Genomic DNA, 23,487 nt, shown 5'->3' with positions numbered 1-23,487 from the left:
GCCAATGTGCGAGAAGGCACCACCGTGAGCGCTATCTCGACGTCACCATGCGGGCATGTGGGGTGGCGGCCCGTCGATCGACGGGAAGTGCGGGACGACCTCCTCGATGAGCTGCTGGACCACCTCACCTGCCGGCCGCGAGCCGTGCTGCACACCGAGCGCCCCGTGATTGATACCGGCGTCCTGCCAGCGGCCGAGGAGATCGATCAACCCTCGAGTGCCAGTGCGCAGCACGGATCCTCCGCGCAGTGGCGTGGGCCGGGTGTTGGGATCTGCCGTCAGATCGATCCACTCGTTGGTGGCAACGGGTTTGAACTGCCCACCGGGGATGAGTTCACGCCACGTGGCCGCCTTCTGGCCCAGTGCCGCGGAGCCAGCGGGGCTGTGGGTCTCACCGGGGTACACCAGCCATCCGTCGGCATTCTCGGCAATCCAGTCCGGTGTCTGCTGTGAGGAACCGGTCACCAGTAGCGGGACTCGACGGCTGACCGGTTTGGGTTGGAGGTCCACACCTCCGCCGATCTGGCCGAGGCCGGTGCTCAGCTCCGGCCTGTCGGTCTCGCTCAGCGTGCGGAACCACTGCACCGCCTCGCGGTATCGATCGCCCCGGGTGGCGTGGTCGATCCCGTATGCGGGGAACTCCGAGACGCGATCACCTGATGCGGCACCGAGGACGAGTCGCCCTCCGGAGAGTTGGTCGATCGAGGTGGCCTGCTTGGCGAGGTCGATGGGGTGGCGCAGGGAGAAGACGGCGCTCCCGGCCGCCAACGACAGATGCGTGGTGCGTGCGGCCAGCCAGGCCAGATACGTCCACGGATCGTAGACCTGGCCCACGTCACCGAATCGAGGATCGGACAGCGGGACGTCACGCACCCAGACCGCCGCGAAATCGGAATCGTCTGCGCGAGAGATGATCTCACCCTGTCCGGCCATGCCGGCCATATCCCCGGCGAAGGGCCACAGCGGTAGGAACAGCCCCACTGTGAGCCGACCGGGCGTGAACATCCGCCCGAACCCCGGATGCTCAGCCAACGGTCCGCTGATCGCCGCCCGGTGCTGACCGTTCTCCGACTCTTGTGCCACTGCGCAGTTGTGCACGGTTTCCTCCACTAGATCGTTCGCTCTAGTCCGACCGTATCAGGCACTGGATTGATCGCTCTATTCAGGCGTAGGCTCAGCTCATGAAGAGTCCAGATCGAGCCACGGGCGGCACGGCCCCGGCGACGGACACGCGCGCGCGACTGGTGGCGACCACCGCCGCGCTGCTGCAGCGTCAGGGGTATGAGGCGACGAGTATCAAGCGCATCCTGACCGACGCGGGTGCGACATTCGGCTCGCTCTATCACTTCTTCCCCGAGGGCAAAGAGCAGCTTGCGGCAGAAGCGCTGCGGTACGGCGCCGAGGACTTCTCCGATCTGCTGCGCCGAGGCCTGTCGACCAGCGAGGACCCCGCTCAGGCGGTCGCCAACTGCGCCCTGTTGCTGGCGGACACCCTGCGTGAGTCCGAGTGGACCGACGGCTGCCCGGTCGCCGCGACAGCGCTGGAGATCATCGGCCGTTCCCCGCTGATCCAGCAGGCCTCAGACGATGCTCTGAAACAGTGGCGCGAACTGATCGCCGCCGAACTCCGGGCTGGCGGCGTTCCCGAGAGCACAGCGATGGCGCTGTCCTGCACGGTCCTTTCCACCCTGGAGGGAGCCGAACTCCTCAGCCGAGTCTCCGGCGACGATGAGCCGCTCCGGCTGGCCGCCGTTCATCTGGGGATGCTCGTGGAAGCCAGTATCGGCAAGCGCTGACACAGTGGGCGACGGCCACGTTCGCGTCGAGCCTGCTGTGAGATCGCGAACTCCCCGGAAATCGCGATCTCACCGCAGTCTCGGCGACGGTGAGGGGGTCGGGACGTCACTCAGGCGTTGCCGAAGCCGATCAGCGAGCGCACCGACGGCAGATCCGCGATGGTCGCGAAGCCAGGATCGGCCTCGCACACCGCGGGCACGGCATTGAGAACCTGCATTGCGGTGGCGACGTTGGCGGAGTTCACGTGCTCGAGCATCGTGGCTTCGCGCTCAAAGCTGGCGAGCGACATGAAGTGGGCCTGCATCGACGGATCGCCCTCAATGGTCAGGGTCCACCCGTGCCTGGGCTTGGGCCAACTCCGCGGGTACTCGTTGCCCACCGTCCACAGCGTCTCGATCTCGACAAGCGGCTGACCGTCGCGGCGGCCCACCCAATTCCACCGCTGACCCGCCGTGGTCCCGGCGCGCAGCATGTGATCGAAGATCTCGTGATCGTGCTCGGCGGCGATCGCCTCGACCGTCGCGCTCACCTCATCGATACCCGCGTGCAGCGCGTCGGCGAGAAGCCACACCTGCTCGGTGAAGATCGCACTGTTGAAAGCCAGGAAATCGTTGGCGTCGACGCTGATCTCGTCGACGGGGGCCCCGAATCGCATGTTGTCGAACGTGATCGCCGTGCTGTCGTAGACCGACCAGTCGGCCCGCTCCTGCAGAGTGAGCTTCTCGATGGTGCGGCTCATACCGCTCAGCGCCAGGGGTAGCGCGCCGGACAGGTTCCCGGGGTTGAGCCCGCAGCCGTGCACGCTGGTGCCGCCCGCGCGGCACGCTGCCAGCAGGCGGTCCCGGTCGGTGGCGGCGATCCGGTTGGGGTGGAACAGGAACGCGGTCGTGACGACGTTCTTGCCGCTGGCCAGGATCGCGCAGACCTCCTCGACGCTGGTGAGGCGCGGGACGTAGACGACGCAGTCGGCGGCCGTCGCGAGCACTCGGTCCACGTCGGTGCTGGCGGAGACACCGACCGGGTCGCGCCCGATCAGGGACCCCGCGTCGACGCCGGCCTTATCGTCGGAATAGACCCTGACTCCTGCCAGTTCGAGCCCGCTACGCGTATCGAGGACGGTGGCGAGCACCTCCCTGCCGACGGCGCCGGTGCCCCACACGATGATCCGAAGTGTCATGCCCATCACAGTCGCATGCGCACGCACCAGGCGTGGACAGAACGGCGCCCCCGAACATGGCGACACAGGACACGACCCCGAACATGACGAAGGGGCACCCCCGCGGGGATGCCCCTTCGTCGTCGTCGTAGGACCTACTTCACGTCCACGTAGATCGTCTTGTTGGTGACGGTCGTCTGCCTGCTGTCGCCGGGGTTGCCCGAGTCCGTCCGGCTGTACGTCTGCCCGGGGCGTACCGAGACGACGGTCGCCTGGGAAAGCGGCGTGCTGCCAACCTGATTGACGATCACGTTGTAGCCCTGCTGCTGTAGTTGGTTGATCGTCTGCTGCGCGCTGCCCGGGCCGCTGGGGGCCGCAACGGCAGGGGCGGCCAGCCCGAGAACGGCTGCCGCCAAACCGCTTGCGACGATGGTGGCAATACCGAGGTTCTTCATTATCGTGTTTCCTTCTTTTCTCGCATCCGCATCCGCACGACCGATTGCAGAACTCCGTCCTGACCGGTCTGATGGTTTAAACCAACTGCTCGGGGGTTTAATTCCGCTGGCAGGAATTCATCGACGGATGGCAGGAATGGCACTAGTGGCCTGCGCCACAGGCGAAGTCGCGCAGCGCCGAAGTCACTCAGTCAGGCATGCCATTCGGTCCACTTGTGTACCGCCACCGTGACGACGGGGCCGTCGAGCGCGACGCGGTCGTACTGGGGGTACTTGGCGCGCAGCAGCGCGTAGCCCGTGGCCATCGCCTCGCCGGCCTCGTGCACCTGCGCCACACCGTCGGCGCGCACCCACCACAACTGCGACCACTGCTCGTCGTAGTGGTCGACGAGCACGCTGACGCGTGGCTCGGCTGCGATGTTGGCCAATCGGCGCAACCGGTGGGTGGACTTTCGCTTCGCGTCGACCGCGGTGAAGAGGACGTCGTCGCGCAGGGCGAACACGACGGGCACGGCATGCGGCGCACCGTCGGAGCCCACCGTCGTCAGCACCGCGACGGGAGCGGTGCCGAACAGCGTTGCCGCGTGGGGCGTATAGGCCGCGTCGGGCATGTCGGCTAGCGGTTCGCGCCGGGTCGCTGCGGGCTCACGCTGATCGGCGAGCGGGTGACCGGGGTCCGGGTGACGCCGATCTCGGGTTTGTTGCTCTGTCGGGTCGGCTGGCGGGGTCGAACGATCACGGGCGCCTGCTCGGGAGTCTGCGACGTCGGCGGGGGAGGTGGCGGTGGAGGCGGCGGCGCCTCGCTGGAGGCCGTCGTCGTGGTCGGTGCCGTGGTGGCGGTAGTGGGGGACGGTTCGCTGTCCTCACCCGAGGAACCCTGAAAGAGGAGCAGGACGATCGACACCACCAGTGCCGCGACGGCGAGGGACACAGCGGCGATCGCCAGCTTCGCCTGCGTGGAGTCGTACCAGGGCGGCGGTGCCGGTTTGAAGTTCCAGGTGCTCGCGTTGAACGCGTCGAATCGGCCGTCACTCGGCATCGGTTCGGGCTGGCGCTCCGGGTGGCCCCACTCGGTCTCGCTCCACGCGATGCCGACCGGATGGCCCTGCGGCACGTCGTTGAGCAGGTAGTCGTGATCGGGGCCGCTATCGCCGGGGACGCGCTCATCGGCGGACTCACTGGCGGCGCCGCCCGTCACGATGTCACCGGTGTAGTCGGAGTCCCCCGGGTCTCCTCGTTCAACCACCCCATGATGGTAGGCGGCTACCAGCGAAAACGGGTGACAGGTATGGACGAAGAGCGGGGTGTCGGCCGTCCGCGCTGATATCGCTGCACCAGTGGTGCCCAGGTCGGGGCGAACGCTCGCCGCTCGGCGGGGCCGCCGGTATGGTCACCGGCGAGGTTGTTCCGTTCATCGCGGCGACCCGGCGTCGTCACCTCGGCGCCATCGTCGCGCTTCCCCTCCACTAGAAGGTTCGGTATGCCCAATTTCCCCACATCCGGTTTCCGGCTGGCAGCAGCCACGAGCGCCCTGGTGCTTCTCTTCGCGGGCGGGCTCACCGCCTGCGCACCTCCCGAGAAGGACTCCGGTGGCGAGGAGACGCAGTCGGGTGTGAAGGCGGGTGAGGCGACGTCGGCCGCTGACTTCGGTGGTCTCGACGGTCTGATCGAGGCGGCCAAGAAGGAGGGCGAGCTCAACGTCATCGCGCTGCCGCCGGACTGGGCCAACTACGGCGCGATGATCAAGACATTCGGTGACAAGTACGGCATCAAGGTCACCTCAGCCCAGCCGGACGCGGCCAGCCAGGACGAGATCAACGCGGCCAACCAGCAGAAGGGCAAGTCGAGCGCGCCAGACGTGTTCGACCTCGGCCAGTCGGTGGCGTTGGCGAACACCGAGATGTTCGCCCCGTACAAGGTGGCGACGTTCGGCGACATCTCCGACGCGTTCAAGGACCCGGATGGCAAGTGGGTCAACGATTACGGCGGCTACATGTCGATCGGATACGACTCGGCCAAGGCGCCCGAGATCACCGGTGTCGACGACCTGCTCAAGCCAGAGTTCAAGGGCAAGGTCGCCCTCAACGGCGACCCGACACAGGCCGGTGCGGCGTTCATGGGCGTCATGATGGTCTCGGTCTCTCAAGGCGGTTCACCCGACGACGTCGCTCCGGGTGTGGACTTCTTCCGGAAGCTCAACGAGGCGGGCAACTTCCTGCCCGTCGACCCGACCCCTGCCACCATTGAGTCGGGTCAGACACCAGTGGTGCTGGACTGGGACTACCTCAACGTGGCCGAGAGCAAGAAGCTGCCGACGTGGAAGGTGGTCATCCCGACGAACGCCGCCGTCGCGGGCTACTACTTCCAGGCGATCAACAAGGACGCCCCACATCCCGCCGCCGCCCGGCTGTGGCAGGAGTTCCTCTACAGCGATGAGGGCCAGAATCTCTACCTGCAGGGCGGTGCCCGTCCGGTCCGCGCCGACACGATGGTGACCAGTGGCACCATCGACCGAGCCGCCTACGCCGTGCTGCCCCCGGTCGACGGCGCGGCCACGTTCGTGTCGGTGGACCAGAACGCCGCCGCGACCAAGTATCTGGAAGCCAACTGGGTTAAGGCGGTCGGCTGATCTCGCGGGGCCGAGTCCTGGGTCGCGTCCGCGACGCCCTGCCGCTTCTCCCGTTCCTCGCGGTCGTCACGATCTTCCTGATCGTGCCGACGGTGACGGTCATCGTCAGCGCAGTTCTCGACGAGACCGGATTCTCACCTGCGCGCGTGCAGGCACTGTTCTCCGAGACCGCGCTGGCCGCGCTGGGCAGGAGCGTCGTGCTATCCGGCAGCACCGCACTGCTCGGCGCGGTGTTCGGGGCTCTACTGGCGTGGCTGATCGTCACGCGCCCGGCTGAGTCGCTGCTGCGCCGCACGGTGCTGTCGCTGTGCAGTGTGCTCGCCCAGTTCGGTGGTGTGGCACTGGCATTCGCGTTTCTCGCCACCATCGGACTGAACGGGGTGCTGACGCTGTGGGTGGCCGAGCACTTGGGTTGGAACATCGCCGGATCGGGGTGGTTGTACGGGCTGCCCGGTCTGATCCTGGTGTACACCTACTTTCAGATCCCGCTGATGGTGATCGTCTTCCTGCCCGCGCTGGAGGGGCTACGCGAGCAATGGCGCGAAGCTGCCGTCAGCCTCGGCGCCTCCACCTGGCAGTACTGGCGTGAGGTGGCCGTACCGCTGCTCACCCCCGCGTTCCTGGGCTCGGCGCTTCTGTTGTTCGCCAACGCCTTCGCCGCCTACGCCACGGCCGCCGCGCTGGTCAGCCAGGGCAGCCCCATCGTGCCGTTGATGATCCGCTCGGCGCTGACCAGTGAGGTGGTGCTCGGCCAGTCGGGCTTCGCCTACGCGCTGGCACTCGAGATGATCGTCGTCGTCGCGGTGGTGATGGTGGCCTACAACCTGCTGGTCCGGCGCACCGCGAGGTGGCTGCGATGAGGACGGCGGCCCGAGCCGGCCTCGGGGTGATGTTCGCGGCGTTCTTCTTGTTCCCGCTGTATGCGATGGCGGACTTCTCGACCCGCAACCTGATCCACGGTGGCCGCACCTGGGCCGCGTGGACCAACCTGTTCACCGATGACGCGCTGTACCAGGCGATCGTGACGTCACTGCTGCTGGCGCTGCTGACCGTCGTGGCGATGTTGGTGCTGTTGGTGCCCACCATGATCTGGGTGCGGCTGCGCGCACCGTGGGCCAGGGGTGCCGTCGAGTTCCTGTGCCTGCTGCCGCTGACGATCCCCGCGCTGGTGATCGTGGTGGGCCTGAAGAACGTCTACCTGTGGGTGACGTATCTGCTGGGCGAGTCCGCACTCACGCTGACGTTCGTCTACGTCGTCATCGTGCTGCCGTTCGCCTACCGCGCATTGGACGCCGCGTTGTCGGCCATCGATCTGCGCACGCTGTCGGAGGCCGCACGGTCGCTGGGCGCCGGCTGGACCACCACCATCCTGCGTGTGGTGGTGCCCAACATCTGGTCGGGAATTCTGTCGGCGGCGTTCATCTCGGTGGCCGTCGTGCTGGGTGAGTACACCATCGCCTCACTGTCGGGATTCGAGACCCTGCAGGTGCAGATCGTGGCGATCGGCAAGAGCGACGGCCCCACCTCGGTGGCAGCCTCACTGGCCGTGCTGCTGTTCGGCTTCGTTCTGCTGCTGGGACTTTCACTGCTGATCGGACGGAGGCGCAGACCATGACGACCAACAGTGTGGCCGTGGAGATGACCGACCTCACCCGTGTGTATGGCACGGTGCGCGCTCTCGACGGACTGACCCTGCACATCGAGCCCGGCGAGTTCGTCGCGCTGCTCGGTCCGTCGGGATGCGGTAAGACCACCGCACTGCGTATCCTCGCCGGCCTCGATGAGGCGAGTTCGGGTGCGGTCGCCGTCGGCGGTCGCGACATCACATCGGTGCCCGCGAACAAGCGCGATATGGGCATGGTGTTTCAGGCCTACAGCCTGTTCCCGCATCTGACCGCGTTGCAGAACGTGGAGTTCGGGCTCAAGGTGCGGGGCCGAGCCAAGGCCGATCGGGCGCGCCGCGCAGCGCAGATGCTTGATCTGGTCGGGCTTTCAGCGCACCTGAACAAGTTCGCCGCCGAGCTGTCGGGCGGTCAGCAGCAGCGCGTGGCGCTCGCGCGTGCGCTCGCCATCGAACCCAGCGTGCTGCTGCTTGACGAGCCGCTGTCCGCGCTGGACGCCAAGGTGCGCGTCCAGCTGCGTGACGAGATCCGCCGCGTTCAGCTCGAGGTCGGGACGACGACGCTGTTCGTCACCCACGATCAGGAGGAGGCGCTCGCCGTCGCCGACCGGGTCGGCGTGATGAGCCAGGGCCGGCTGGAGCAGTTGGCTTCGCCCGCCGAGGTGTACGCGCACCCGGCGACGCCGTTCGTCGCGGAGTTCGTCGGCCTGAACAACCGGCTGCCCTCGAGGGTGTCGGGTGGGACGGCGTTGGTGTTCGGGGGATGGACGCCGACGCTGCCCGGGTCGATCGCGTCGGGCCCCGGCACGGCGCTGCTGCGTCCTGAGTCGGTACGGGTCAGTGCCGACGCCTCAGGAGTGGCGACCATCAAGTCGGTGGCGTTCCTCGGCCCCATCTCGCGGGTGTACGTCGAGCTGCCGGACGGCGTCGTGGTCAATGCGCAGATGCCGACGTCGCAGGCGCAGGAGTTCCGGGCCGGTGATCCCGTGGCGCTCGGGGTCGAGCAGACCCGTGTGCTGGTGGTCGCGGAGTAACTCCCGCGGCGGGACTCAGACGTCCTTGACGGGCTCGATGCCCAGATCCCGATAGGTGACAAGTGCGGCGAACGGCACGCCTCGCTTCGCGAACCGTCCGGTGGCGACGTCGCCACGGTCGACCATCGGGATGACGCCCGTGACGACAGCGCCGAGCGCGGTCACCCGGTCGAACGCGATCTCGGTGGAGCCGCCCGTGCTGATGACGTCATCGACCAGCAGGACACGGGTTCCCGGCTCGAGCCGCGTGCCCTCGACCCACTGCTCGCGGCCGCGCTGCTTCTGCTCCTTGCGGACCGAGAACCAGGCCTTGCCGGTCACCATGGCCACGCCGTGAGACAGCGGATCGGCGCCCATCGTGAGGCCGCCGACGGCGTCGAACTCGATGCCGGTGCGGGCCGCGAGATCGGCTACCGCCCGGCTGACGATGGTGAGGCGCTCACCTGTGTCGACGGCGAACTTCCCGTCGATGTAGTCGTGGCTCATCTGGCCGCTGGCGAGCCGGAACGGCTCCTCGCGGCGTTCGTAACCACGGGTGCGGATCAGGTCGAACGCGGCGTGCCAGCTGTCCGGGCGTTCAGGCATGGTGCGATCGTATCGGTCCGGCACCCAGGAGGTGACCAGCGGTCATCCCTGGCGTGCGCGGCGGGCGAGTTCGACTGTGGCAGAGCGCAGTTCATCGGCCGAGTCGATCGGGTTGGCGTACCCGACCCGCGTGTAGGCGATACCGCGGGGGCACGTCACCCGCAGATCCATGCCGTAGCGGTCGAGATCGGTGCAGACGGCGGCGGTGGCGTCGGGATAGCCGCCGAGGGCCTGGACCATCTCCACAAGTGAGTCGGCGTGGTCGGCGTTGAGGTGGGCGATGGCCCCGGCGGCCGCGGGCCTGACGGCATCGGATGAGGCCGCGGTGTAGTCCTGCCCGCTGGCCGAGTCCATGCGGCCGTACCCGCCGACCCAGCGCACGCGGTCCACGCGCAATACCCACAGGGTGAAGTCGCTGTAGTCGACGTAGTACTTGGCAGACGGCACGGCGTCCAGGTGCGCCTGGCGGGCCGTATCGTGCGCGGCGCCGGTGGGCTTCACGACCACACCGGCCAGGGTGATCCTGGCGTTGGCCAACGGGTCGGCATCCGTTGCGGGCGCCACGATTGAGATGCTGGCGCGCTGATCGGCCGCAAGGTTACGGCCGTGCTCGGCGAGGTTCGACACGCACAGCACCGGTGCGCCGCCGTCGAGACCGTAGGTGACAAGGGACGCCCACGGATCACCGGTGGCGGTCAGCGTGGCGAGCGTGCCGGTGTTGGTCGACGCGGCGATGGTCCGCGCCTCCTCGGCGGCCGTCGGCCGGACGTCGTTGACGATGGGAGTCAGGGCCGGCGGAACCGACGGGGCATCGCCCGGGTCGCCGTGGTCACGGGATGCCACGTTCGAAACCATATCCCGATCCGATCTGCGGTCACCTTTTCACCGCCTGAAGTGGTTCTTTATGCCACAATCGGCTAACGGCCGACGGCCTGAAATGGACTGTCTGGCACCCGTCGAAACAGAAACGAGAGGGTTGTGCCGACCCCGACTCGACGCTTGGCATTCAGCATCGGCGTGTTCGCCGCGATGCTGATCTTGAGTGGCGCGGGTGCGGGTGTCGCGGTGGCTGAGCCCGAGGACCCGGGCAACCCTCCCGGCTCCGGTCAATCCAGCGAACCCGGCGGCCCCGGCGAAGCGCCACCGACGGAGGCGCCGGTGCCCGCGGTGAAGAGCCCACTGGGCCAACTGCGGGATCTCCTGCAGCGCCCGCGCGCTGTTTTTGGCAACGGACGGACACCGGGCCCGCTGGTCCCGGAGTTCAGCGTCGGGGTTCCTCCGATCGCCGGCGTCGAACCCGGGTGGATCGAGCCCAAACCCGGTGGCGAGCCGGTGCAGGGCGAGCCCAAGGAGCCGTCTCCCGTCGATCCGATCGTCGTCGACCCGAGAGTTGACCCGCCGGCGAAGAAGCCGTCCTGGCACACCGCGCGGGTGCAGCTGCCGTTCGTCTCGCCGTTCTCCGTCCCGCTGCCGACCCGTCCCGGCGCGCGAGCCACCCAGTTCTCGATCGATCTGTCCGACCCGTTCAAGGCGCTCACGTCGGTGACCAGCACGCTCAACCAGGTCGGCACCCTGGTCTCCGAGGCCATCGCCCCGTACAACCCGTTCCCACCCAAGCCGCCGGAGCCGACGCTGCGGATCACCGAGGAGACACCGGTCGCCGACGCCGGCGGCGGATACGTCGGCACAGGCCCGGTCACCGGTGGTGGTGCGTCGAGTTCAGACCCGATGCCCCCGATGCCGGTGCTGCAGGCGCCGATGGCGCTGCCGATGCCACGGGTGGGGCCGCCACGCCCCGTCGAGCGGACCATCCCCGCCGGTGCCTCCCCGCAGGTGATTGGTGCCGGATCCGCTGGTGTGCGGGCCGCGGAGATCAAGGGTTCGCTGACGCAGACAGGATTGGTGCCGACGAGCTCGGTAGCGCCGGCCAACACGATGTCGGCCGGATTCGGCGGACCCGGCAACACCGCACTGCGCCAGGGCTATCCGCAGTATCTGCGCAGCGCGCGCATCCCCGAAGTCGCCGTCGTCGCCGTCCCCGGCCTCGCGGGGCTGCTGGCGCTCACGGCCAGTGGCGGCGTAATCGGCTACCGCCAGGCCAACTCCGGTCGCTATCTGCGCGCCGACGCCGCCCGCTTCCTGCAGTGACCGCACCGCGAGCGTCGGGCGCGCCGCCGCAGCGTGATTCAACCGACGTGCCGGTGGGTAGCTTTGAAGACTGTGACCGTGGACTTCGCGAAGTGGCTGACCTCGCAGCGCTGGTACGCCGGTCGTGGACGTGAGCTGAGCGGTATCACTGAGGCGCTTTCAGTGCCGTTGGGCGACGGCTCCCATAGCGACACGGCAGCCGATCTCAAGCTGGTGCTGCTCGACGCTGACTACACGAACGGCACGTCGGACCGCTATCAGGTGGTGATGCGCGCAGACGGTGACGCGCACGACGCGCTGTCGGACCCCGCTGCGGCGATGCATCTGCTGCAACTCATCGACAGGTCCGCGGCGGTGGGTCCGCTGCGCTTCATCTCCGAACCCGATGCCGCACTACCCCTTGACGCGGCGCCGCGCGTCATGGGCGCCGAGCAGAGCAACACCAGCGTGGTGTTCGATGACGCGGCCATCCTCAAGGTGTTCCGCCGTGTCACCCCGGGCATCAACCCCGATATCGAACTCAACCGCGTCCTGGCCCGCGCGGGCAATCCGCATGTGGCTCGCCTGCTGGGGTCCATCGAGACCGACCTCGACGGTGAGCACTACGCGCTGGGCATGGTCACCGAGTTCGCCGCGGGCTCCACCGAGGGATGGGATATGGCCACATCGGACACGCGGAGCCTGCTCGCCGACGACGAATCTGACACTGCGGTCGAATCCGAGGCCGCCGCCGAGTTCTGCGAGGAGTCCTACCGCCTGGGCCAAGCCGTGGCATCCGTACACGACACCCTGGCCGCCGCGCTGGGTACCGCGCGTGAACCGTTCCCCGTCGACACCCTGGTGGCACGTCTGCACACCGTTGCCGCCCAGGTGCCCGCTCTGCAGCCGCACCGCGACCTCATCGAGGAGCGCTACCGCAAGCTCGCCGACGAGACCGTCACCGTGCAGCGGGTGCACGGCGACCTGCACCTCGGCCAGGTGCTCAGAACGCCGCAGGGCTGGTTGGTCATCGACTTCGAGGGCGAACCCGGCCAGCCGCTGGCCGAGCGGCGCCGCCCGGACTCGCCACTGCGCGATGTCGCCGGTGTACTTCGGTCTTACGACTATGCCGCCCATCAACGTCTCGTCGAACACCCGGCCGACAGCCGCCTTGCGGCGCGCGCCAGGGACTGGGGGGACCGCAACTGTGCGTCGTTCTGCCGGGGCTATGCCGCCACATCGGGCGCTGATCCACGCGACTCCGCCGGTGTGCTCGCGGCGTACGAACTCGATAAGGCGACCTACGAGGCAGGTTACGAGGCTCGGTATCGGCCTGGCTGGCTGCCGATCCCGATGGCGTCGATCGCCAGACTGCTGGCCTGACCCCAACTCGCAGCAGCCTGGCGGGTCGTTCACAGGTCGACGCAGGGTAGTGATGCGTGACTGGGTATGTGACGACAGCGCTGCTCACCCTTGGTGCCGAGGATCCCACCGAACCAGTCGCGCCCACCCGATCCGCTCGCTGGTCGTGGCGCCGGTTGGGCGTCGCGGCACTGCTGGTCGGTACCGCCGTGCTCTACATGTGGCGAATCACGGTCAACGGCATGGGAAATCAGTTCTATGCGGCAGCTGCCTCGGCTGGCTCCACGAACTGGGAGGCGCTGCTGTTCGGCTCCCTGGACCCGCACAACTTCATCACCGTCGATAAGCCGCCGCTGTCGCAGTGGGTGATGGGATTGTCCGGCCAGCTGTTCGGTTTCAGCAGCGCGAGCATGCTGATTCCCGAGGCGCTGATGGCCGTCGGCGCCGTCGGGCTTCTCTACGCGACCGTCGCCCGGGTCAGCGGGCCGTGGGCGGGGTTGCTCGCCGGGGCGGCGCTGGCGCTGACTCCTGTGGCCGCGTTGATGTTCCGGTTCAACAACCCCGATGCGGCGATGGTGCTGGCGATGACCGCCGCCGCCTACTGCACGGTGCGCGCGATCGACCGGCACGGCGCGCGGTGGCTGGCGGTGGCGGGCGTGGCGCTGGGCTGCGCGTTCCTGGCCAAGATGCTCGAGGGCGTCATGGTCGTGCCCGCGCTGGCCGGTGCGTATCTGCTCGCGGCGCCGGTGCCACTGCGGACACGCCTGGCTCACCTGCTCGGTGGTGCGGCGGTGTTCGTCGCCACGGCGGGCTGGTTTGTGGTGCTGACGATGTGGTGGCCGGCCTCGTCTCGGCCGTACCTGGCCGGGTCGACCGACAACAGCTTCATGGACCTGGTGCTGGGCTACAACGGTGTCGCCCGAATCCTCGGCCGCAATCACGACCTGCCGGCCGCTGATCCCGGAAAAGCCGCCACGATGAGCGTGTTTGGCACCCAGTCGCAGGGCTGGTCCCGGTTGTTCAGCGGTGAGTTCGGCTACGAGATCGGCTGGCTGGTCCCCGCGGCGCTGCTGGCGGCCGTGCTGGTGATCATCGCCCGGGGGCGCGCGCCACGCACCGACCGATGCCGCGCGGCGACAGTGCTCTTCGGCGGCTGGCTGCTGGTCGACGGTCTGGTGCTGAGTTACATGCACGGAATGATCCACCCGTACTACAGCCTGTCGATCGCCCCCGCGGTCGCGGCGATGTTCGCGATCGGTGTGCAACAGTGCTGGGCGCGACGCGAATCATGGTGGTACCGAGCCGGGTTCGTGGCGATGGTACTGGGCACGGCGATCTGGAGTTGGTGGGTGCTTGGTCGCAACGTCGGGTGGCTGCCCGGCCTGCGGTGGGCGGTGCTGGGGCTGACCGCCGTGGCGTCACTGGCGCTGATCGGCATGCTGGCGGCTCGGCGGCGGGGGTTCGCGGCGGCGCTCGCGGGGATCGCGGTGGTGGGTGCGCTGGCTGGTTCAGGGGCCTACACCGTGGCGACGGTCGGTGCGGCGCACCAGGGCGGGGGACCGCAAGTGGGCCCGCCGCACCCCGGTCACGTCACGACATTCGCCCGTGGTGTCAACAGCGCGCCGCTGGAGGCGATGCTGAAGGCGGCCCACACCCCGTGGTCGGCCGCAGTCGACCGGTCGTCAAACGCTGCGGCACTGGAACTCTCATCGAATACCGCGGTCATGGCGATCGGGGGGTTCTCCGGGAGCGATCCGGTGCCCACACTGGCGCAGTTCCAGGACGACGTTGCCGCGCATCGTGTGTCGTACTACGTCTCGGCGAACACGATTGGCCGAGGCCCGGGGCGGACACCGCGCAGCCACGCCGATATCGCACGCTGGGTGGCGGCGAACTTTCCCGCCATGCAGGTCGGGAAGACCCTCGTGTGGGACCTGTCGACGCCGAGCGTGTCAGCGCACCGGGCGCCGTAGCAGCGTCACGTCAGGCCCAGCGCCACTCGGGCCTGCACCGCGTCCATCAGATCGTGTTGGGCCAGGGCCGCTAGTTCCGCTGCGCGAGTGACCAATTGAACGTTGCCCGATACCAGTTCACGTGCGGAGTACCGAAGGACGTCCTCCATTCCGACTCGCACGTTGCCGCCCATCGCCATGGTGGTCATCAGCACGGGCAGGGTCGAGCGGCCGATGCCGGTGGCCGACCACGAGCAGCCCTTAGGCAGGGCGGCCTGAGCCGCCACCAGCGTGCGCGAATCTCCCGGCATGCCACCGGGTACCCCCATCACCAGATTGCAGTGCACCACACCCTGTTTCGGCTCGCCGAAGCGATCCAGCAGCCGGTGCAGGGTGGCGATGTGGCCGAAGTCGAAACACTCGAACTCCGGCAGGATGCCGCGGTCGAGCGCTCCCTGGTACAGCTCCTCGATGAACGGCAGCGGGTTGGCGAACACCTCTGTCCCGAAGTTCACCGTGCCGCAGGTCAGCGAACACGACTCAGGCTCCAACTCGAGTACCCGCAGCCGCGATTCAAACGGGTCGCGCACACTACCGCCGGTCGACAGCTGCACGATCAGCCCTGTCGTTTCCCGCACTCCGGCCACGATCTCCGCCAACACGGCGTGGTCCAGTGTCGACTGCCCGTCGCGATCGCGGCCGTGGATGTGGATCAGCGCAGCGCCGGCCTGCTCGCAGGCGATCGCCTCGGCCACGATCTGTTCGGGCTGTAGCGGTATGTGTGGATTGTCCTGTGGGCCGGATTCGGCGCCGGTTGGCGCCACGGTGATGAACAGCGCGCTCACCTGTCGGATCCCGGTACGACCAGCACCGCAACCGCACTGGTCACCAGCTTCTTCTCGGCCAGGCAGATCGCGCCGGACTCGCGGTGTGTCGGGTCTGCGCGTGAGGTCACATGTGCCTCGAGTTCCAGGCGTCGGCTGCGCCTGCCCACTGAGGCAATCCGCCCGGTGACCTCCAGTAGATCGCCGGCCAGCACCGGTGCGTGGAAGTCGACCACCTCGTAACCGGCCAGCAGGCCCTCGTCGCCCTCGGTGAGGATGCTGAGCTCGGTGGCCACCTCACCGAAGATTCGCATCACGAAGGCGCCATCGACAAGGCCGCCGGCGTAGTGGGCATCGCCGTGCGAGACATACCTGCGGTGGACTATCTGGGTCATCTCATTCCCTTGCTGATCGATCGGGCGGGCAGGTGAAGGTCGAAGAAGCTGCGAACGGCCGGATCGGCGCGCACGATCTGCAGCGCAAGCTCCGCATGGCCGGGGACGTAACCGGACCCGATGAACAGGTCGAGATCCCGGCACAGCGCCTCGGCGCCCAAAGCAACGGCCGGAAAACTGGTTGCCATCGAGAAGTAGAGGACGGCACCGCCTTCGCGGGTCGCCAGTAGGGCAGCGTGCTCACACCCCGGGGCGTTGACGCACACGAATGTCACGTCGGCAGGCCCCGAATGCTCGTCGAGTGCAGTGCGTACGGCGACCGGATCGGTGGCATCGGCCACTAGGACGGTGTCGAACAACGCCAACTCGCGAAGCCGCTCGGCTTCGGCCACCGAGGGCACCACGCACACTGTCTGCACGCCGCGCCGGCGTGCGACCGCTGCCGAGAGCACCGCGCTCTTACCGCCGCCGAGCAGGAGCAGCTGTCGGACCGCACCGGAGTCGAGCGGGCGCGACAGGATGCGCTCGGCCTGCGCCGGGGCGCCGCAGACATCGAGGACCGCCAGCGCCAGTTCCTGCGGCAGGTCGTCGGGCAGTGCGCTGATCATCCGAGGTGCGGCGACGATCGCCCGCGCTGACAGCGGAACCACCTCCGATTTGGTGTCCCACCGCTCGAGTGTGTCGCGGATCTCGAGAGGCGTTGCGGTCAGCGAGATCAGCGTGGCGACCTGATCGCCGACGCGATAGGGCGCGCATGTCGCTGCGTCGGCGACCGCGCTCACCCGACCGACCAGCATGCCGCCCGAGCCGGTACGCGGGTTGGCCATCTTGCCGGCTGTGGCGACGATGGCGAGAACCTCGGCCCGGATTCGTTCGGGGTCGTGCCCGTGCACTTCGGTGAGGTCCCGGTAGCTGGCCGAGTCGAGGTTCAGATAGGAGACATCGATCTCGATCTCACTGGCTGCCAAAGGGCCTGCAGTGGACAACTTCTCGGCGGCTTGGGGCAGGGCCCCGGAGGGGGCCAGCACCCGCGCCGTCCCGATCGCCATATCAGACGAGTGCTTCACTGAGACCTCTTCCGCGGCTTGGCCGCACCGAGCGCGTTGAGGCACAACTCGGTGTAGATGGCAGTGAGGTCGGCCAATTCGAGCCTGCCGTCCGGGCGATACCAATGCGCGACACCGGTACACATCTCGAGCAGCGCCTTCGTCGCGACCGCGACGTCGACCACCGTGAACTGTCCGGCCTTGCGGCCGGCGGCAATTGTCTTGGCCCACAGCGCCTCGTAATCATCGCGGAACGTCACGATCGACTCGCGGCTCTCGTCGGTCAGGGCGCGTAGTTCGATGTCGCTGACGATGCACTGCAGGCGTTGGCTGGTGTGGATCCGGACATGGACCTCGACCAGCGCGGCCACGCGGTCAACCGCACTGACCTTGCCCTGCAACGCGATCTCGGCGTCGCGAAGCAGCGTGAGGATGTTCTCCGTCAGGATCTCAACGAGTAGGTCGTCCTTGGTCTTCATGTAGTGGTAAAGCGTGGCCAGCGAAACTCCGGCCTCCTCGGCGATCCGGCGGATCCCCGTGCCGTTGAACCCGACGGTGCTGAAGAGTTCGAGTGCCGCACCGCGGATCTCCTGGCGAGCCGATTCTGAGCCGGTCCCGGACATCTCAGCCTCCTTCGCAAAGTTGAGCCGATCGATCGATCTGGTTTTGAAGCATACAACTAGCGCACCGTGGAACGTCAACGTTGTCGACTAGTCGCAGTTGGAAGCTGTTATGCCACATCGGAGGGCTGGTCGCCGAGGGGTCGCCTGGCGCTCTGGGTGACCCATCTAACAACTATGCGTTGCGCTCGTTCGATCGATCGATTACCGTCCGCTAGGCAAATCAGATTCAGTCGGTGGCGCTCCGCCGGCCGCCAAACCACAGGAGAAACCTCGTGAAGATCAAGATTGCGGCCGCCGCGCTGGCGGTCGGCGCACTTTCCCTGACCTCGGCGTGTAGCACTGTCGAGGAGGCGGAAGGGGAGTCGCCGGGCGCCCCGGTGCAGAAGGTGGCCGAGATCGCCCCCGACAGTCTGGTGCGCAACGGCTACCTCACCACGTGCATGGACATGCCGTATCAGCCGTTCCAGTACTTCGACGAGGCCGGCGAGCCCGAGGGCGTCGACATCGACCTGGTGACCGAGGTGGCCGCCCGGCTGGGCCTCAAGCCGAACTTTCAGAACTCGGTCTTCGACACCGTCATCGCCGCGCTCAAGGGCGGCAAGTGCGACGTCATCTGGGCCGACCAGTACGTCACCCCGGAACGGGTCAACCAGCTCGACATGGTCGCCTACTGGAAGGCGGCCGAGGTGGTCGTGGTGCCCGAGGGCAACCCCAAGGGAGTTGGCACCAAGGACCAGCTCTGCGGAGTCAAGGTGGCCGGGCAGAAGGGCGGCGCGGACGTCGACGCGCTCGAGAAGCTCAGCGCCGCCTGTACCGCCAAGGGTGAGCCTCCGATCAACATCCTCCAGTTCCCGCGTAGCCCAGATGCATACCAGGCGTTGGCCTCTGGTCAGGTTGACGCCTGGATGACCGAGGAGGTCGCTGCCCTACTGCTGAAGCAGGAGCGCAACGCCAAGGTCGAGTTCACCGACACCTTCCCGCTCGGCGACGGCGATCTTGCCGGCCTCACCGGCTTCTCGTTCCGGCCCGACGACCCGGCCATGCAGGACCCGGTGATGAAGGCGGTGCAGTCAATGGTCGAGGACGGCACGTGGAAGAAGATCTGGGAGAAGTGGGGTCTGTCCGACATCAGCATCGACCCCAAGCTCGTCTGACGTATCCCGGTGACGGCGGGGCGGCCGCGAACCGCCCCGCCATGGAAAGGCTTTCATGGAGACCAAGCTGATGGCGGCTGCCGCCAACACATACCCGTTCGACTGGCCTGCGTTCTGGGACTACCTGATTCATCCCAGCAGTCTTGTCGTCAAAGGCCTTGTGCTCACGGTGGTTATCGCCATCGTCTCCCAGATTCTGGGCGTGCTGATCGGGCTGGTTGCCGCTCTCGGTCGGGAAAGCCGGTTCGGCGCGGTCCGCTGGCTCTCGGCCGGCTACATCGGTCTGTTCCGCGGAACACCGTTCCTGGTGCAGGTATCCATCATCTTCTTCGCCGGTTTTCCGTTCTTCGGGCTGTCCATCTTCGGTGGATACCGCTGGGATGACGTGCGGCTGCTCGGCTTCGTCATCCTGGGTCGCATCCTGGCCGGCATCTTCGCCCTGTCGCTCAACGAGGGCGCCTACATGGCCGAGATCATCCGCTCCGGCATCGGCTCCGTCGATGTCGGTCAGGTCGAGGCCGCGCACGCTATCGGCATGACCCACCGGCAGACCATGCGTCGCATCGTGCTGCCGCAGGCGGCGCGCACCATCGTGCCGCCGCTGGGCAACCAGTTCAACCTGATGCTCAAGAACACCTCGCTGTTGTCGGTCATCAGCGTCATCGAGCTCTACACCGCTGCGGCCATCATCCAGGGCCAGACCTTCCAGCCGTTCGAGGTCTTCGGAGCGGTGGCCATCTACTACCTGGCGCTGACTGTGGTGTGGACGGTCATCCAGGGCCGGATCGAACGTCGGATTAGTCCCGACAAGCAGCGGCGCAAGGCAAAACGCCGCCCGGCCATCCCCGCGCCAGTCGGAAGTGAGGCGGCATGACCAGCGAGCAAGCGATCAGCCTGATCGAGGTAACTGGGGTCTCTAAGTGGTTCGGCGACAAGCAGATCCTGCATGACGTCGACCTGTCCGTCGCACGCGGCGAGGTCGTGGTGCTGATCGGTCCCTCCGGGTCGGGTAAGACCACGCTGCTGCGGTGCATCAACCATCTCGAGGCGCCCGAGCGCGGTGAGGTGCGGCTCGATGGGACGCCGATCGGCACCCGGCAGGTCAACGGCACCGTCAAACCGCTGCGCAACGCCGAGCTTGCCCGCCAACGGGCGCACGTCGGCATGGTGTTCCAGCGCTTCAACCTGTTCAGTCATCGCACCGCGATGCAGAACATCACCGATGGCATGATCCATGTCGCGCGGGTACCCAAGGCCGACGCCGAGGAGACCGCTCGGGAGCTGCTGGCCCAGGTCGGTCTGCCGGACAAGGCGGACTCCTACCCGCGTCAGCTCTCCGGCGGCCAGCAGCAGCGCATTGCGATCGCTCGCGCGCTCGGTATGAAACCCCGGGCGATTCTGTTCGACGAACCGACGAGCGCGCTTGACCCCGAGACCGTCGGCGATGTGCTCGACGTGATGAAACAGTTGGCACTGGCCGGCATGACCATGGTGATCGCGACACACGAAATGGGGTTCGCACGCGACGTGGCGGACCGGGTGGTGATGATGGACGCCGGTCGCATCGTCGAGTCGGGGCCACCGGCGCAGTTCTTCGCCCAGCCGTCCTCGGAGCGCACCCGGGCGTTCCTCGCCAGGGTGAGGTGATGGCCAAACCGCCGGAATCCCCGGCCGCAGAGGTGATGACGGTACTCGGACCGGTCCGCGCGGACCGGCTCGGAGTGGTGCTGCCGCATGAGCACCTGTTCTGTAACACGTTGCGGGAGTATCGTTCCGACGGCCTGCTCGACGACCTCGAACTCGCCGTGCGGGAGCTGCGGCGGTTCAAGGCGGCCGGCGGCGGCACTGTGGTCGAGCTGACCTGCCCGACCTTCGGCCGGCGTCCCGATCTGCTCCGCGAGGCCTCGGACGCCACCGGTGTGCACATCGTGATGGGGTGCGGGCACTACCGCGATCCCTACCTTGCCGACACCGACCTGGACCGGCGCACTGTCGCCCAGATCGGCGCGGACCTCGTTGCGGAGTTCACCGACGGCGTCGACGGGGTTCGGCCGGGCATCATCGGCGAGGTCGGCGCCGACGCGGGCTGGGTCTCCGCACTCGAGGAGCGTGCCCTGCGCGCCGCGGCGTGGGCGCATGCCCGCACCGGCGTGACCATCAGCCTGCACGCCGCGCGCTGGCCCGTCGGCCGCGACATTCTGGACATCCTGGCCGAGTGCGGTGTGCCGATGGAGCGGGTGGTGGTCGGTCACCTCGACACCGTCAACGATCCGCAATTCCACCTCGAGGTCGTCCGACGGGGCTGCTGGGCCGAGTTCGACGGATTCACCACCGACGTTGCCTACGACACCGAGCGGATCGCCGGCTACGTCGCCCGTCTGGTTGAGGCCGGACATCACGCCCGCGTGTTGCTCTCGCATGACCTGTTCCGGCTCAGTCATTTCCAGTCCTACGGCGGGGTCGGTCTCACCCATCTTCTCGACGAGGTGCCCCAGGTGCTGCGCGCGCACGGGGTGGCGGATGACATCGTGTCGGCGATGCTGACCACCAACCCGCAACGGGCCCTGTCAGCGCACCAGCCGCCGTAGCAGCGTCGAGGCGGCGAAAACCCCGATGCCGGCGGCGACGATCAGCACCGCGACGTCGAGCAGCGTGTTGCCTGGCGTGCCGATGAGAAGCGCCCGCAGCGCGTTGACCTCGTAGCTCAAGGGATTGACCGCTGACAGCCAGCGCAACCACTGCGGCATCACATCGACGGGGTAGAGCGCGTTGGAGGCGAAGAACAGCGGCATGGTGATGGCCTGACCGATGCCCATCAACCGGTCGCGGTTTCGCACCAGACCGGCCAGCGTCATGGACAGGCACGCGAAGAACGCCGACCCCAGCACCACCACTCCCATCGCGGCCAGGATTCGCAGCGGGTTGGCGGTGAGGTGGATACCCATCAGATAGGCGATTACCAGCACCCCGACCACCTGAGCCACCGACCGCACACCCGCCGCGAACGACTTGCCGGTGATCAGTGCGGATGCGGGCGCGGGCGTCACCATCAGCTTGGCGAGGATGCCGGCGTCGCGGTCCCACACGATCTGAATGCCGTAGAAGATCGAGATGAACAGCGCCGACTGCGCGATGATGCCCGGCGCCAGGAACGCCAGGTAGGGCACACCGCCGGTGTCGATGACGTCGAGACGCGAGAACGTCTGCCCGAATATCAGCAGCCACAGCGCGGGCTGCACCATCCGGGTGAGCAGCTCAGTGCGGTCGTGGCGCAGCTTCTGCAACTCGACGAGCGCGAACGCGTTCATCCGTCGCAGCAGGCCGGGGATGCGCCGCACCCCGCGGGGCGCCCGGATCAGGTCGACGGGAGTAGTGCTCTCAACTGACACGGCGGGCCGTCCTTCTGCTGGAGCGGATCTCACGCAGTCCCTTGCGTGCGGCGTCCTCTGACAGGTCCGATCCCGCGTGGTGCCGGAACACGTCCTCCAGGCTCACGGTGGGTGAGGTCTCCGACACCAGCTCGGCCTTGAGATCGGCGGGGGTGCCGACTGCCTGGAGCACGCCGTGGTGCATGAGCGCGACCCGGTCGCACAGCGCGTCGGCCTCCTCCATGTAGTGCGTTGTGAGCAGGACCGTCATGCCGAACTCGTCCTGCATCCGCGCCACCTGCGACCAGACACTGTCGCGGGCAATGGGATCCAGGCCAACGGTGGGCTCGTCGAGCAGCAGCAGCGAGGGCCGGTTCACCAGTGCCTGCGCCAACTCCAGCCGCCGGACCATCCCGCCGGAGTAGGTGCCCGCGAGGTTGTCGGCGACGTCGAGGAGCTGCATCGCTTCGAGGGCCTCGTCGACACGGGCGCGGAGCTGTTTGCGCGGTACGTCGTAGAGGCGCGCGAAGAGGTCGACGTTCTGTCATCCGGTCAGTGCCGATTCGATCGAGAGTTGTTGGGGCACATAGCCGATATTGTGTCTGATGTCCATGGTGTCGCGGCGTGCGTCCAGCCCGAAGATGCTCACCTCGCCCTCCTGCACGGGGGTGAGGGTGGTCAACACGCGGACCAGGGTGGTCTTGCCCGCGCCATTGGGGCCGAGCAGCCCCATGGTCTCCCCGGTGTGGACCTGCAGGCTGACGTCATCGACGGCGGTGAAGTCGCCGTAGCGGTGGGTCAGGTGCCGGCAGTCGACCGCGGTGAGCCGCGAATCGGGTACCGCGTTGGTCATGAATCCTCCTCGCGCAGCAGCTCGGTGAGCCTGGCCAGCACGGCCAGGCCCTCGGTCAAGTGATCGATCGCGTCTGCGTCGAGGCGATCCAGTGCGGCGGCGAGGGCGGCGCGGCGTGCGGCGCGGGACTCGTCGGCGATGCGCTGTGAGGACTCGGTCAGGGCCAGCCTGCCGACGCGCCGGTCGTCGGGGTCGACGGTGCGGTCGAGAAGGCCGTCGGCGCACAGCCGTGACACCAGGGTCGAGGCGGTGTTGGGGGCCAGGCCGAGTTCGGTCGCGGCCTCGCGCACCGAGATGCCGGGCCGGCGTCCGATCAGGCGCAGGAGTTCGGCCTGGGACTCGGGCAGTCCGGTGCCGATGGCCGGGCCCGCCGAGCGGCGAACCTGACGGCGGAACCGGCCCACGGTGCCGAACAGTTCGGCGGCGAGATCGGCGCGAGTGTCCATGCCAGAACAATACCTCTGTTGCAGAGGTAATTACTCGTCGTCGCCGAAATTGCGACCCCG

Annotated in this window: 25 protein-coding genes and 1 pseudogene; 12 read left to right on the top strand and 14 right to left on the bottom strand. The window is 67.6% G+C overall.

Annotated features, from left to right (window positions below):
* Positions 1-42 precede the first annotated feature (42 nt).
* A complete protein-coding gene (locus ACZY0X_RS06145; RefSeq protein WP_463768687.1) occupies positions 43-1,083 on the bottom strand; it encodes an LLM class oxidoreductase in 1,041 nt (346 codons plus the stop codon).
* A 98-nt stretch (positions 1,084-1,181) separates the two neighbouring features.
* On the opposite strand from ACZY0X_RS06145, the gene ACZY0X_RS06140 reads away from it, so the two are divergent.
* Positions 1,182-1,796 carry a TetR/AcrR family transcriptional regulator gene (locus ACZY0X_RS06140; RefSeq protein ID WP_463768686.1) on the top strand — a complete coding sequence of 205 codons (615 nt, stop codon included), beginning with the start codon at positions 1,182-1,184 and terminating at the stop codon, positions 1,794-1,796.
* A gap of 110 nt (positions 1,797-1,906) precedes the next feature.
* Here the strand turns inward: ACZY0X_RS06140 and ACZY0X_RS06135 are convergent, their stop codons facing one another.
* The 4 genes from ACZY0X_RS06135 to ACZY0X_RS06120 all read right to left on the bottom strand — a co-directional run bounded on the left by ACZY0X_RS06135 (position 1,907) and on the right by ACZY0X_RS06120 (position 4,654).
* Positions 1,907-2,974, bottom strand: coding sequence for an NAD(P)H-dependent amine dehydrogenase family protein (locus tag ACZY0X_RS06135; protein WP_463768685.1), 1,068 nt, complete (start codon positions 2,972-2,974; stop codon positions 1,907-1,909).
* Between the two features lie 134 nt (positions 2,975-3,108).
* On the bottom strand, positions 3,109-3,408 hold the full coding sequence (locus ACZY0X_RS06130) for a hypothetical protein (protein ID WP_463768684.1): 300 nt from the start codon (positions 3,406-3,408) through the stop codon (positions 3,109-3,111).
* Between the two features lie 191 nt (positions 3,409-3,599).
* The gene (locus ACZY0X_RS06125; protein ID WP_463768683.1) at positions 3,600-4,019 is read right to left on the bottom strand and encodes a TIGR03668 family PPOX class F420-dependent oxidoreductase; all 420 of its coding nucleotides are present in this window, start codon (positions 4,017-4,019) and stop codon (positions 3,600-3,602) included.
* Between the two features lie 5 nt (positions 4,020-4,024).
* Complete coding sequence (locus tag ACZY0X_RS06120) at positions 4,025-4,654, bottom strand: hypothetical protein (protein ID WP_463768682.1); 630 nt, start codon at positions 4,652-4,654, stop codon at positions 4,025-4,027.
* Between the two features lie 234 nt (positions 4,655-4,888).
* On the opposite strand from ACZY0X_RS06120, the gene ACZY0X_RS06115 reads away from it, so the two are divergent.
* From ACZY0X_RS06115 to ACZY0X_RS06100, 4 genes are read left to right on the top strand one after another with little or no spacing between them, the layout of a single operon-like run.
* Positions 4,889-6,037 carry an ABC transporter substrate-binding protein gene (locus tag ACZY0X_RS06115; RefSeq protein ID WP_463768681.1) on the top strand — a complete coding sequence of 383 codons (1,149 nt, stop codon included), beginning with the start codon at positions 4,889-4,891 and terminating at the stop codon, positions 6,035-6,037.
* A 17-nt stretch (positions 6,038-6,054) separates the two neighbouring features.
* Positions 6,055-6,897, top strand: a complete 843-nt coding sequence (locus ACZY0X_RS06110; RefSeq protein ID WP_463768795.1) for an ABC transporter permease — start codon at positions 6,055-6,057, stop codon at positions 6,895-6,897.
* The gene (locus tag ACZY0X_RS06105) at positions 6,894-7,652 is read left to right on the top strand and encodes an ABC transporter permease (protein WP_354522461.1); all 759 of its coding nucleotides are present in this window, start codon (positions 6,894-6,896) and stop codon (positions 7,650-7,652) included. The genes ACZY0X_RS06110 and ACZY0X_RS06105 overlap by 4 nt, the downstream gene beginning before the upstream one ends.
* Positions 7,649-8,692 carry an ABC transporter ATP-binding protein gene (locus ACZY0X_RS06100; RefSeq protein ID WP_463768680.1) on the top strand — a complete coding sequence of 348 codons (1,044 nt, stop codon included), beginning with the start codon at positions 7,649-7,651 and terminating at the stop codon, positions 8,690-8,692. Before ACZY0X_RS06105 ends, ACZY0X_RS06100 begins: the two co-directional genes overlap by 4 nt.
* 15 nt (positions 8,693-8,707) lie before the next feature.
* Here the strand turns inward: ACZY0X_RS06100 and ACZY0X_RS06095 are convergent, their stop codons facing one another.
* Both ACZY0X_RS06095 and ACZY0X_RS06090 read right to left on the bottom strand, forming a co-directional pair.
* Positions 8,708-9,277, bottom strand: coding sequence for an orotate phosphoribosyltransferase (locus ACZY0X_RS06095; protein ID WP_241401844.1), 570 nt, complete (start codon positions 9,275-9,277; stop codon positions 8,708-8,710).
* A gap of 42 nt (positions 9,278-9,319) precedes the next feature.
* On the bottom strand, positions 9,320-10,120 hold the full coding sequence (locus tag ACZY0X_RS06090; RefSeq protein WP_463768679.1) for a HugZ family pyridoxamine 5'-phosphate oxidase: 801 nt from the start codon (positions 10,118-10,120) through the stop codon (positions 9,320-9,322).
* Positions 10,121-10,255: 135 nt separating this feature from the next.
* Here ACZY0X_RS06090 and ACZY0X_RS06085 point away from each other — a divergent pair, with 135 nt between their 5' ends.
* From ACZY0X_RS06085 to ACZY0X_RS06075, 3 genes are all read left to right on the top strand, one after another.
* Positions 10,256-11,425, top strand: a complete 1,170-nt coding sequence (locus tag ACZY0X_RS06085) for a hypothetical protein (RefSeq protein WP_463768678.1) — start codon at positions 10,256-10,258, stop codon at positions 11,423-11,425.
* Positions 11,426-11,497: 72 nt separating this feature from the next.
* Positions 11,498-12,787 (top strand): maltokinase N-terminal cap-like domain-containing protein, encoded by a 1,290-nt coding sequence (locus tag ACZY0X_RS06080; RefSeq protein WP_463768677.1) that lies wholly within the window; start codon positions 11,498-11,500, stop codon positions 12,785-12,787.
* 56 nt (positions 12,788-12,843) lie between these two features.
* On the top strand, positions 12,844-14,739 hold the full coding sequence (locus tag ACZY0X_RS06075; RefSeq protein ID WP_463768676.1) for a glycosyltransferase family 39 protein: 1,896 nt from the start codon (positions 12,844-12,846) through the stop codon (positions 14,737-14,739).
* Positions 14,740-14,744: 5 nt separating this feature from the next.
* Here the strand turns inward: ACZY0X_RS06075 and ACZY0X_RS06070 are convergent, their stop codons facing one another.
* Genes ACZY0X_RS06070 through ACZY0X_RS06055 form a run of 4 tightly spaced genes read right to left on the bottom strand, consistent with a single transcriptional unit; the run spans position 14,745 to position 17,606 of the window.
* Entirely contained in the window at positions 14,745-15,563 is an 819-nt protein-coding gene (locus ACZY0X_RS06070; protein WP_463768675.1) for a beta-keto acid cleavage family enzyme, read from the bottom strand.
* Positions 15,560-15,937: a hotdog domain-containing protein gene (locus tag ACZY0X_RS06065; RefSeq protein WP_241401836.1), complete on the bottom strand. Its 378-nt coding sequence runs from the start codon at positions 15,935-15,937 to the stop codon at positions 15,560-15,562. Before ACZY0X_RS06065 ends, ACZY0X_RS06070 begins: the two co-directional genes overlap by 4 nt.
* The gene (gene kdd / locus ACZY0X_RS06060) at positions 15,934-17,004 is read right to left on the bottom strand and encodes an L-erythro-3,5-diaminohexanoate dehydrogenase (protein WP_463768674.1); all 1,071 of its coding nucleotides are present in this window, start codon (positions 17,002-17,004) and stop codon (positions 15,934-15,936) included. The genes ACZY0X_RS06065 and kdd overlap by 4 nt, the downstream gene beginning before the upstream one ends.
* Positions 17,001-17,606, bottom strand: a complete 606-nt coding sequence (locus ACZY0X_RS06055; protein ID WP_241401834.1) for a TetR/AcrR family transcriptional regulator — start codon at positions 17,604-17,606, stop codon at positions 17,001-17,003. Before ACZY0X_RS06055 ends, kdd begins: the two co-directional genes overlap by 4 nt.
* A 272-nt stretch (positions 17,607-17,878) precedes the next feature.
* Between ACZY0X_RS06055 and ACZY0X_RS06050 the strand changes: the two genes are divergently transcribed.
* The 4 genes from ACZY0X_RS06050 to ACZY0X_RS06035 are packed head-to-tail and all read left to right on the top strand — an operon-like array spanning position 17,879 to position 21,348.
* A complete protein-coding gene (locus ACZY0X_RS06050; protein ID WP_463768673.1) occupies positions 17,879-18,760 on the top strand; it encodes an ABC transporter substrate-binding protein in 882 nt (293 codons plus the stop codon).
* A gap of 55 nt (positions 18,761-18,815) precedes the next feature.
* Positions 18,816-19,634: an amino acid ABC transporter permease gene (locus tag ACZY0X_RS06045; protein ID WP_463768672.1), complete on the top strand. Its 819-nt coding sequence runs from the start codon at positions 18,816-18,818 to the stop codon at positions 19,632-19,634.
* Positions 19,631-20,407 (top strand): amino acid ABC transporter ATP-binding protein, encoded by a 777-nt coding sequence (locus ACZY0X_RS06040; RefSeq protein WP_463768671.1) that lies wholly within the window; start codon positions 19,631-19,633, stop codon positions 20,405-20,407. Before ACZY0X_RS06045 ends, ACZY0X_RS06040 begins: the two co-directional genes overlap by 4 nt.
* On the top strand, positions 20,407-21,348 hold the full coding sequence (locus tag ACZY0X_RS06035; RefSeq protein ID WP_463768670.1) for a phosphotriesterase family protein: 942 nt from the start codon (positions 20,407-20,409) through the stop codon (positions 21,346-21,348). The genes ACZY0X_RS06040 and ACZY0X_RS06035 overlap by 1 nt, the downstream gene beginning before the upstream one ends.
* Here the strand turns inward: ACZY0X_RS06035 and ACZY0X_RS06030 are convergent.
* The 3 genes and pseudogenes from ACZY0X_RS06030 to ACZY0X_RS06020 all read right to left on the bottom strand — a co-directional run bounded on the left by ACZY0X_RS06030 (position 21,328) and on the right by ACZY0X_RS06020 (position 23,427).
* Positions 21,328-22,068, bottom strand: coding sequence for an ABC transporter permease (locus tag ACZY0X_RS06030; protein ID WP_463768794.1), 741 nt, complete (start codon positions 22,066-22,068; stop codon positions 21,328-21,330). The genes ACZY0X_RS06035 and ACZY0X_RS06030 overlap by 21 nt on opposite strands.
* 70 nt (positions 22,069-22,138) lie before the next feature.
* Positions 22,139-22,981 (bottom strand): annotated as a pseudogene (locus tag ACZY0X_RS06025) (ATP-binding cassette domain-containing protein).
* Positions 22,978-23,427 (bottom strand): MarR family winged helix-turn-helix transcriptional regulator, encoded by a 450-nt coding sequence (locus tag ACZY0X_RS06020; RefSeq protein ID WP_463768669.1) that lies wholly within the window; start codon positions 23,425-23,427, stop codon positions 22,978-22,980. The pseudogene ACZY0X_RS06025 and the gene ACZY0X_RS06020 overlap by 4 nt, the downstream one beginning before the upstream one ends.
* Positions 23,428-23,487: the final 60 nt, after the last annotated feature.

This window comes from Mycobacterium sp. IDUB_39 (genome assembly GCF_055419205.1).
Note: the sequence above shows the minus strand (reverse complement) of the source record. Positions and strands in the feature narration are given on the sequence as shown.

Coding starts and splice junctions, on each gene's coding strand:
- ACZY0X_RS06140 (WP_463768686.1), top strand. CDS start 1,182: ATGAAGAGTCCAGATCGAGCCACGGGCGGCACGGCCCCGGCGACGGAC.
- ACZY0X_RS06135 (WP_463768685.1), bottom strand. CDS start 2,974: ATGACACTTCGGATCATCGTGTGGGGCACCGGCGCCGTCGGCAGGGAG.
- ACZY0X_RS06130 (WP_463768684.1), bottom strand. CDS start 3,408: ATGAAGAACCTCGGTATTGCCACCATCGTCGCAAGCGGTTTGGCGGCA.
- ACZY0X_RS06125 (WP_463768683.1), bottom strand. CDS start 4,019: ATGCCCGACGCGGCCTATACGCCCCACGCGGCAACGCTGTTCGGCACC.
- ACZY0X_RS06115 (WP_463768681.1), top strand. CDS start 4,889: ATGCCCAATTTCCCCACATCCGGTTTCCGGCTGGCAGCAGCCACGAGC.
- ACZY0X_RS06105 (WP_354522461.1), top strand. CDS start 6,894: ATGAGGACGGCGGCCCGAGCCGGCCTCGGGGTGATGTTCGCGGCGTTC.
- ACZY0X_RS06100 (WP_463768680.1), top strand. CDS start 7,649: ATGACGACCAACAGTGTGGCCGTGGAGATGACCGACCTCACCCGTGTG.
- ACZY0X_RS06095 (WP_241401844.1), bottom strand. CDS start 9,277: ATGCCTGAACGCCCGGACAGCTGGCACGCCGCGTTCGACCTGATCCGC.
- ACZY0X_RS06065 (WP_241401836.1), bottom strand. CDS start 15,937: ATGACCCAGATAGTCCACCGCAGGTATGTCTCGCACGGCGATGCCCAC.
- ACZY0X_RS06055 (WP_241401834.1), bottom strand. CDS start 17,606: ATGTCCGGGACCGGCTCAGAATCGGCTCGCCAGGAGATCCGCGGTGCG.
- ACZY0X_RS06045 (WP_463768672.1), top strand. CDS start 18,816: ATGGAGACCAAGCTGATGGCGGCTGCCGCCAACACATACCCGTTCGAC.
- ACZY0X_RS06040 (WP_463768671.1), top strand. CDS start 19,631: ATGACCAGCGAGCAAGCGATCAGCCTGATCGAGGTAACTGGGGTCTCT.
- ACZY0X_RS06035 (WP_463768670.1), top strand. CDS start 20,407: ATGGCCAAACCGCCGGAATCCCCGGCCGCAGAGGTGATGACGGTACTC.
- ACZY0X_RS06030 (WP_463768794.1), bottom strand. CDS start 22,068: ATGAACGCGTTCGCGCTCGTCGAGTTGCAGAAGCTGCGCCACGACCGC.
- ACZY0X_RS06020 (WP_463768669.1), bottom strand. CDS start 23,427: ATGGACACTCGCGCCGATCTCGCCGCCGAACTGTTCGGCACCGTGGGC.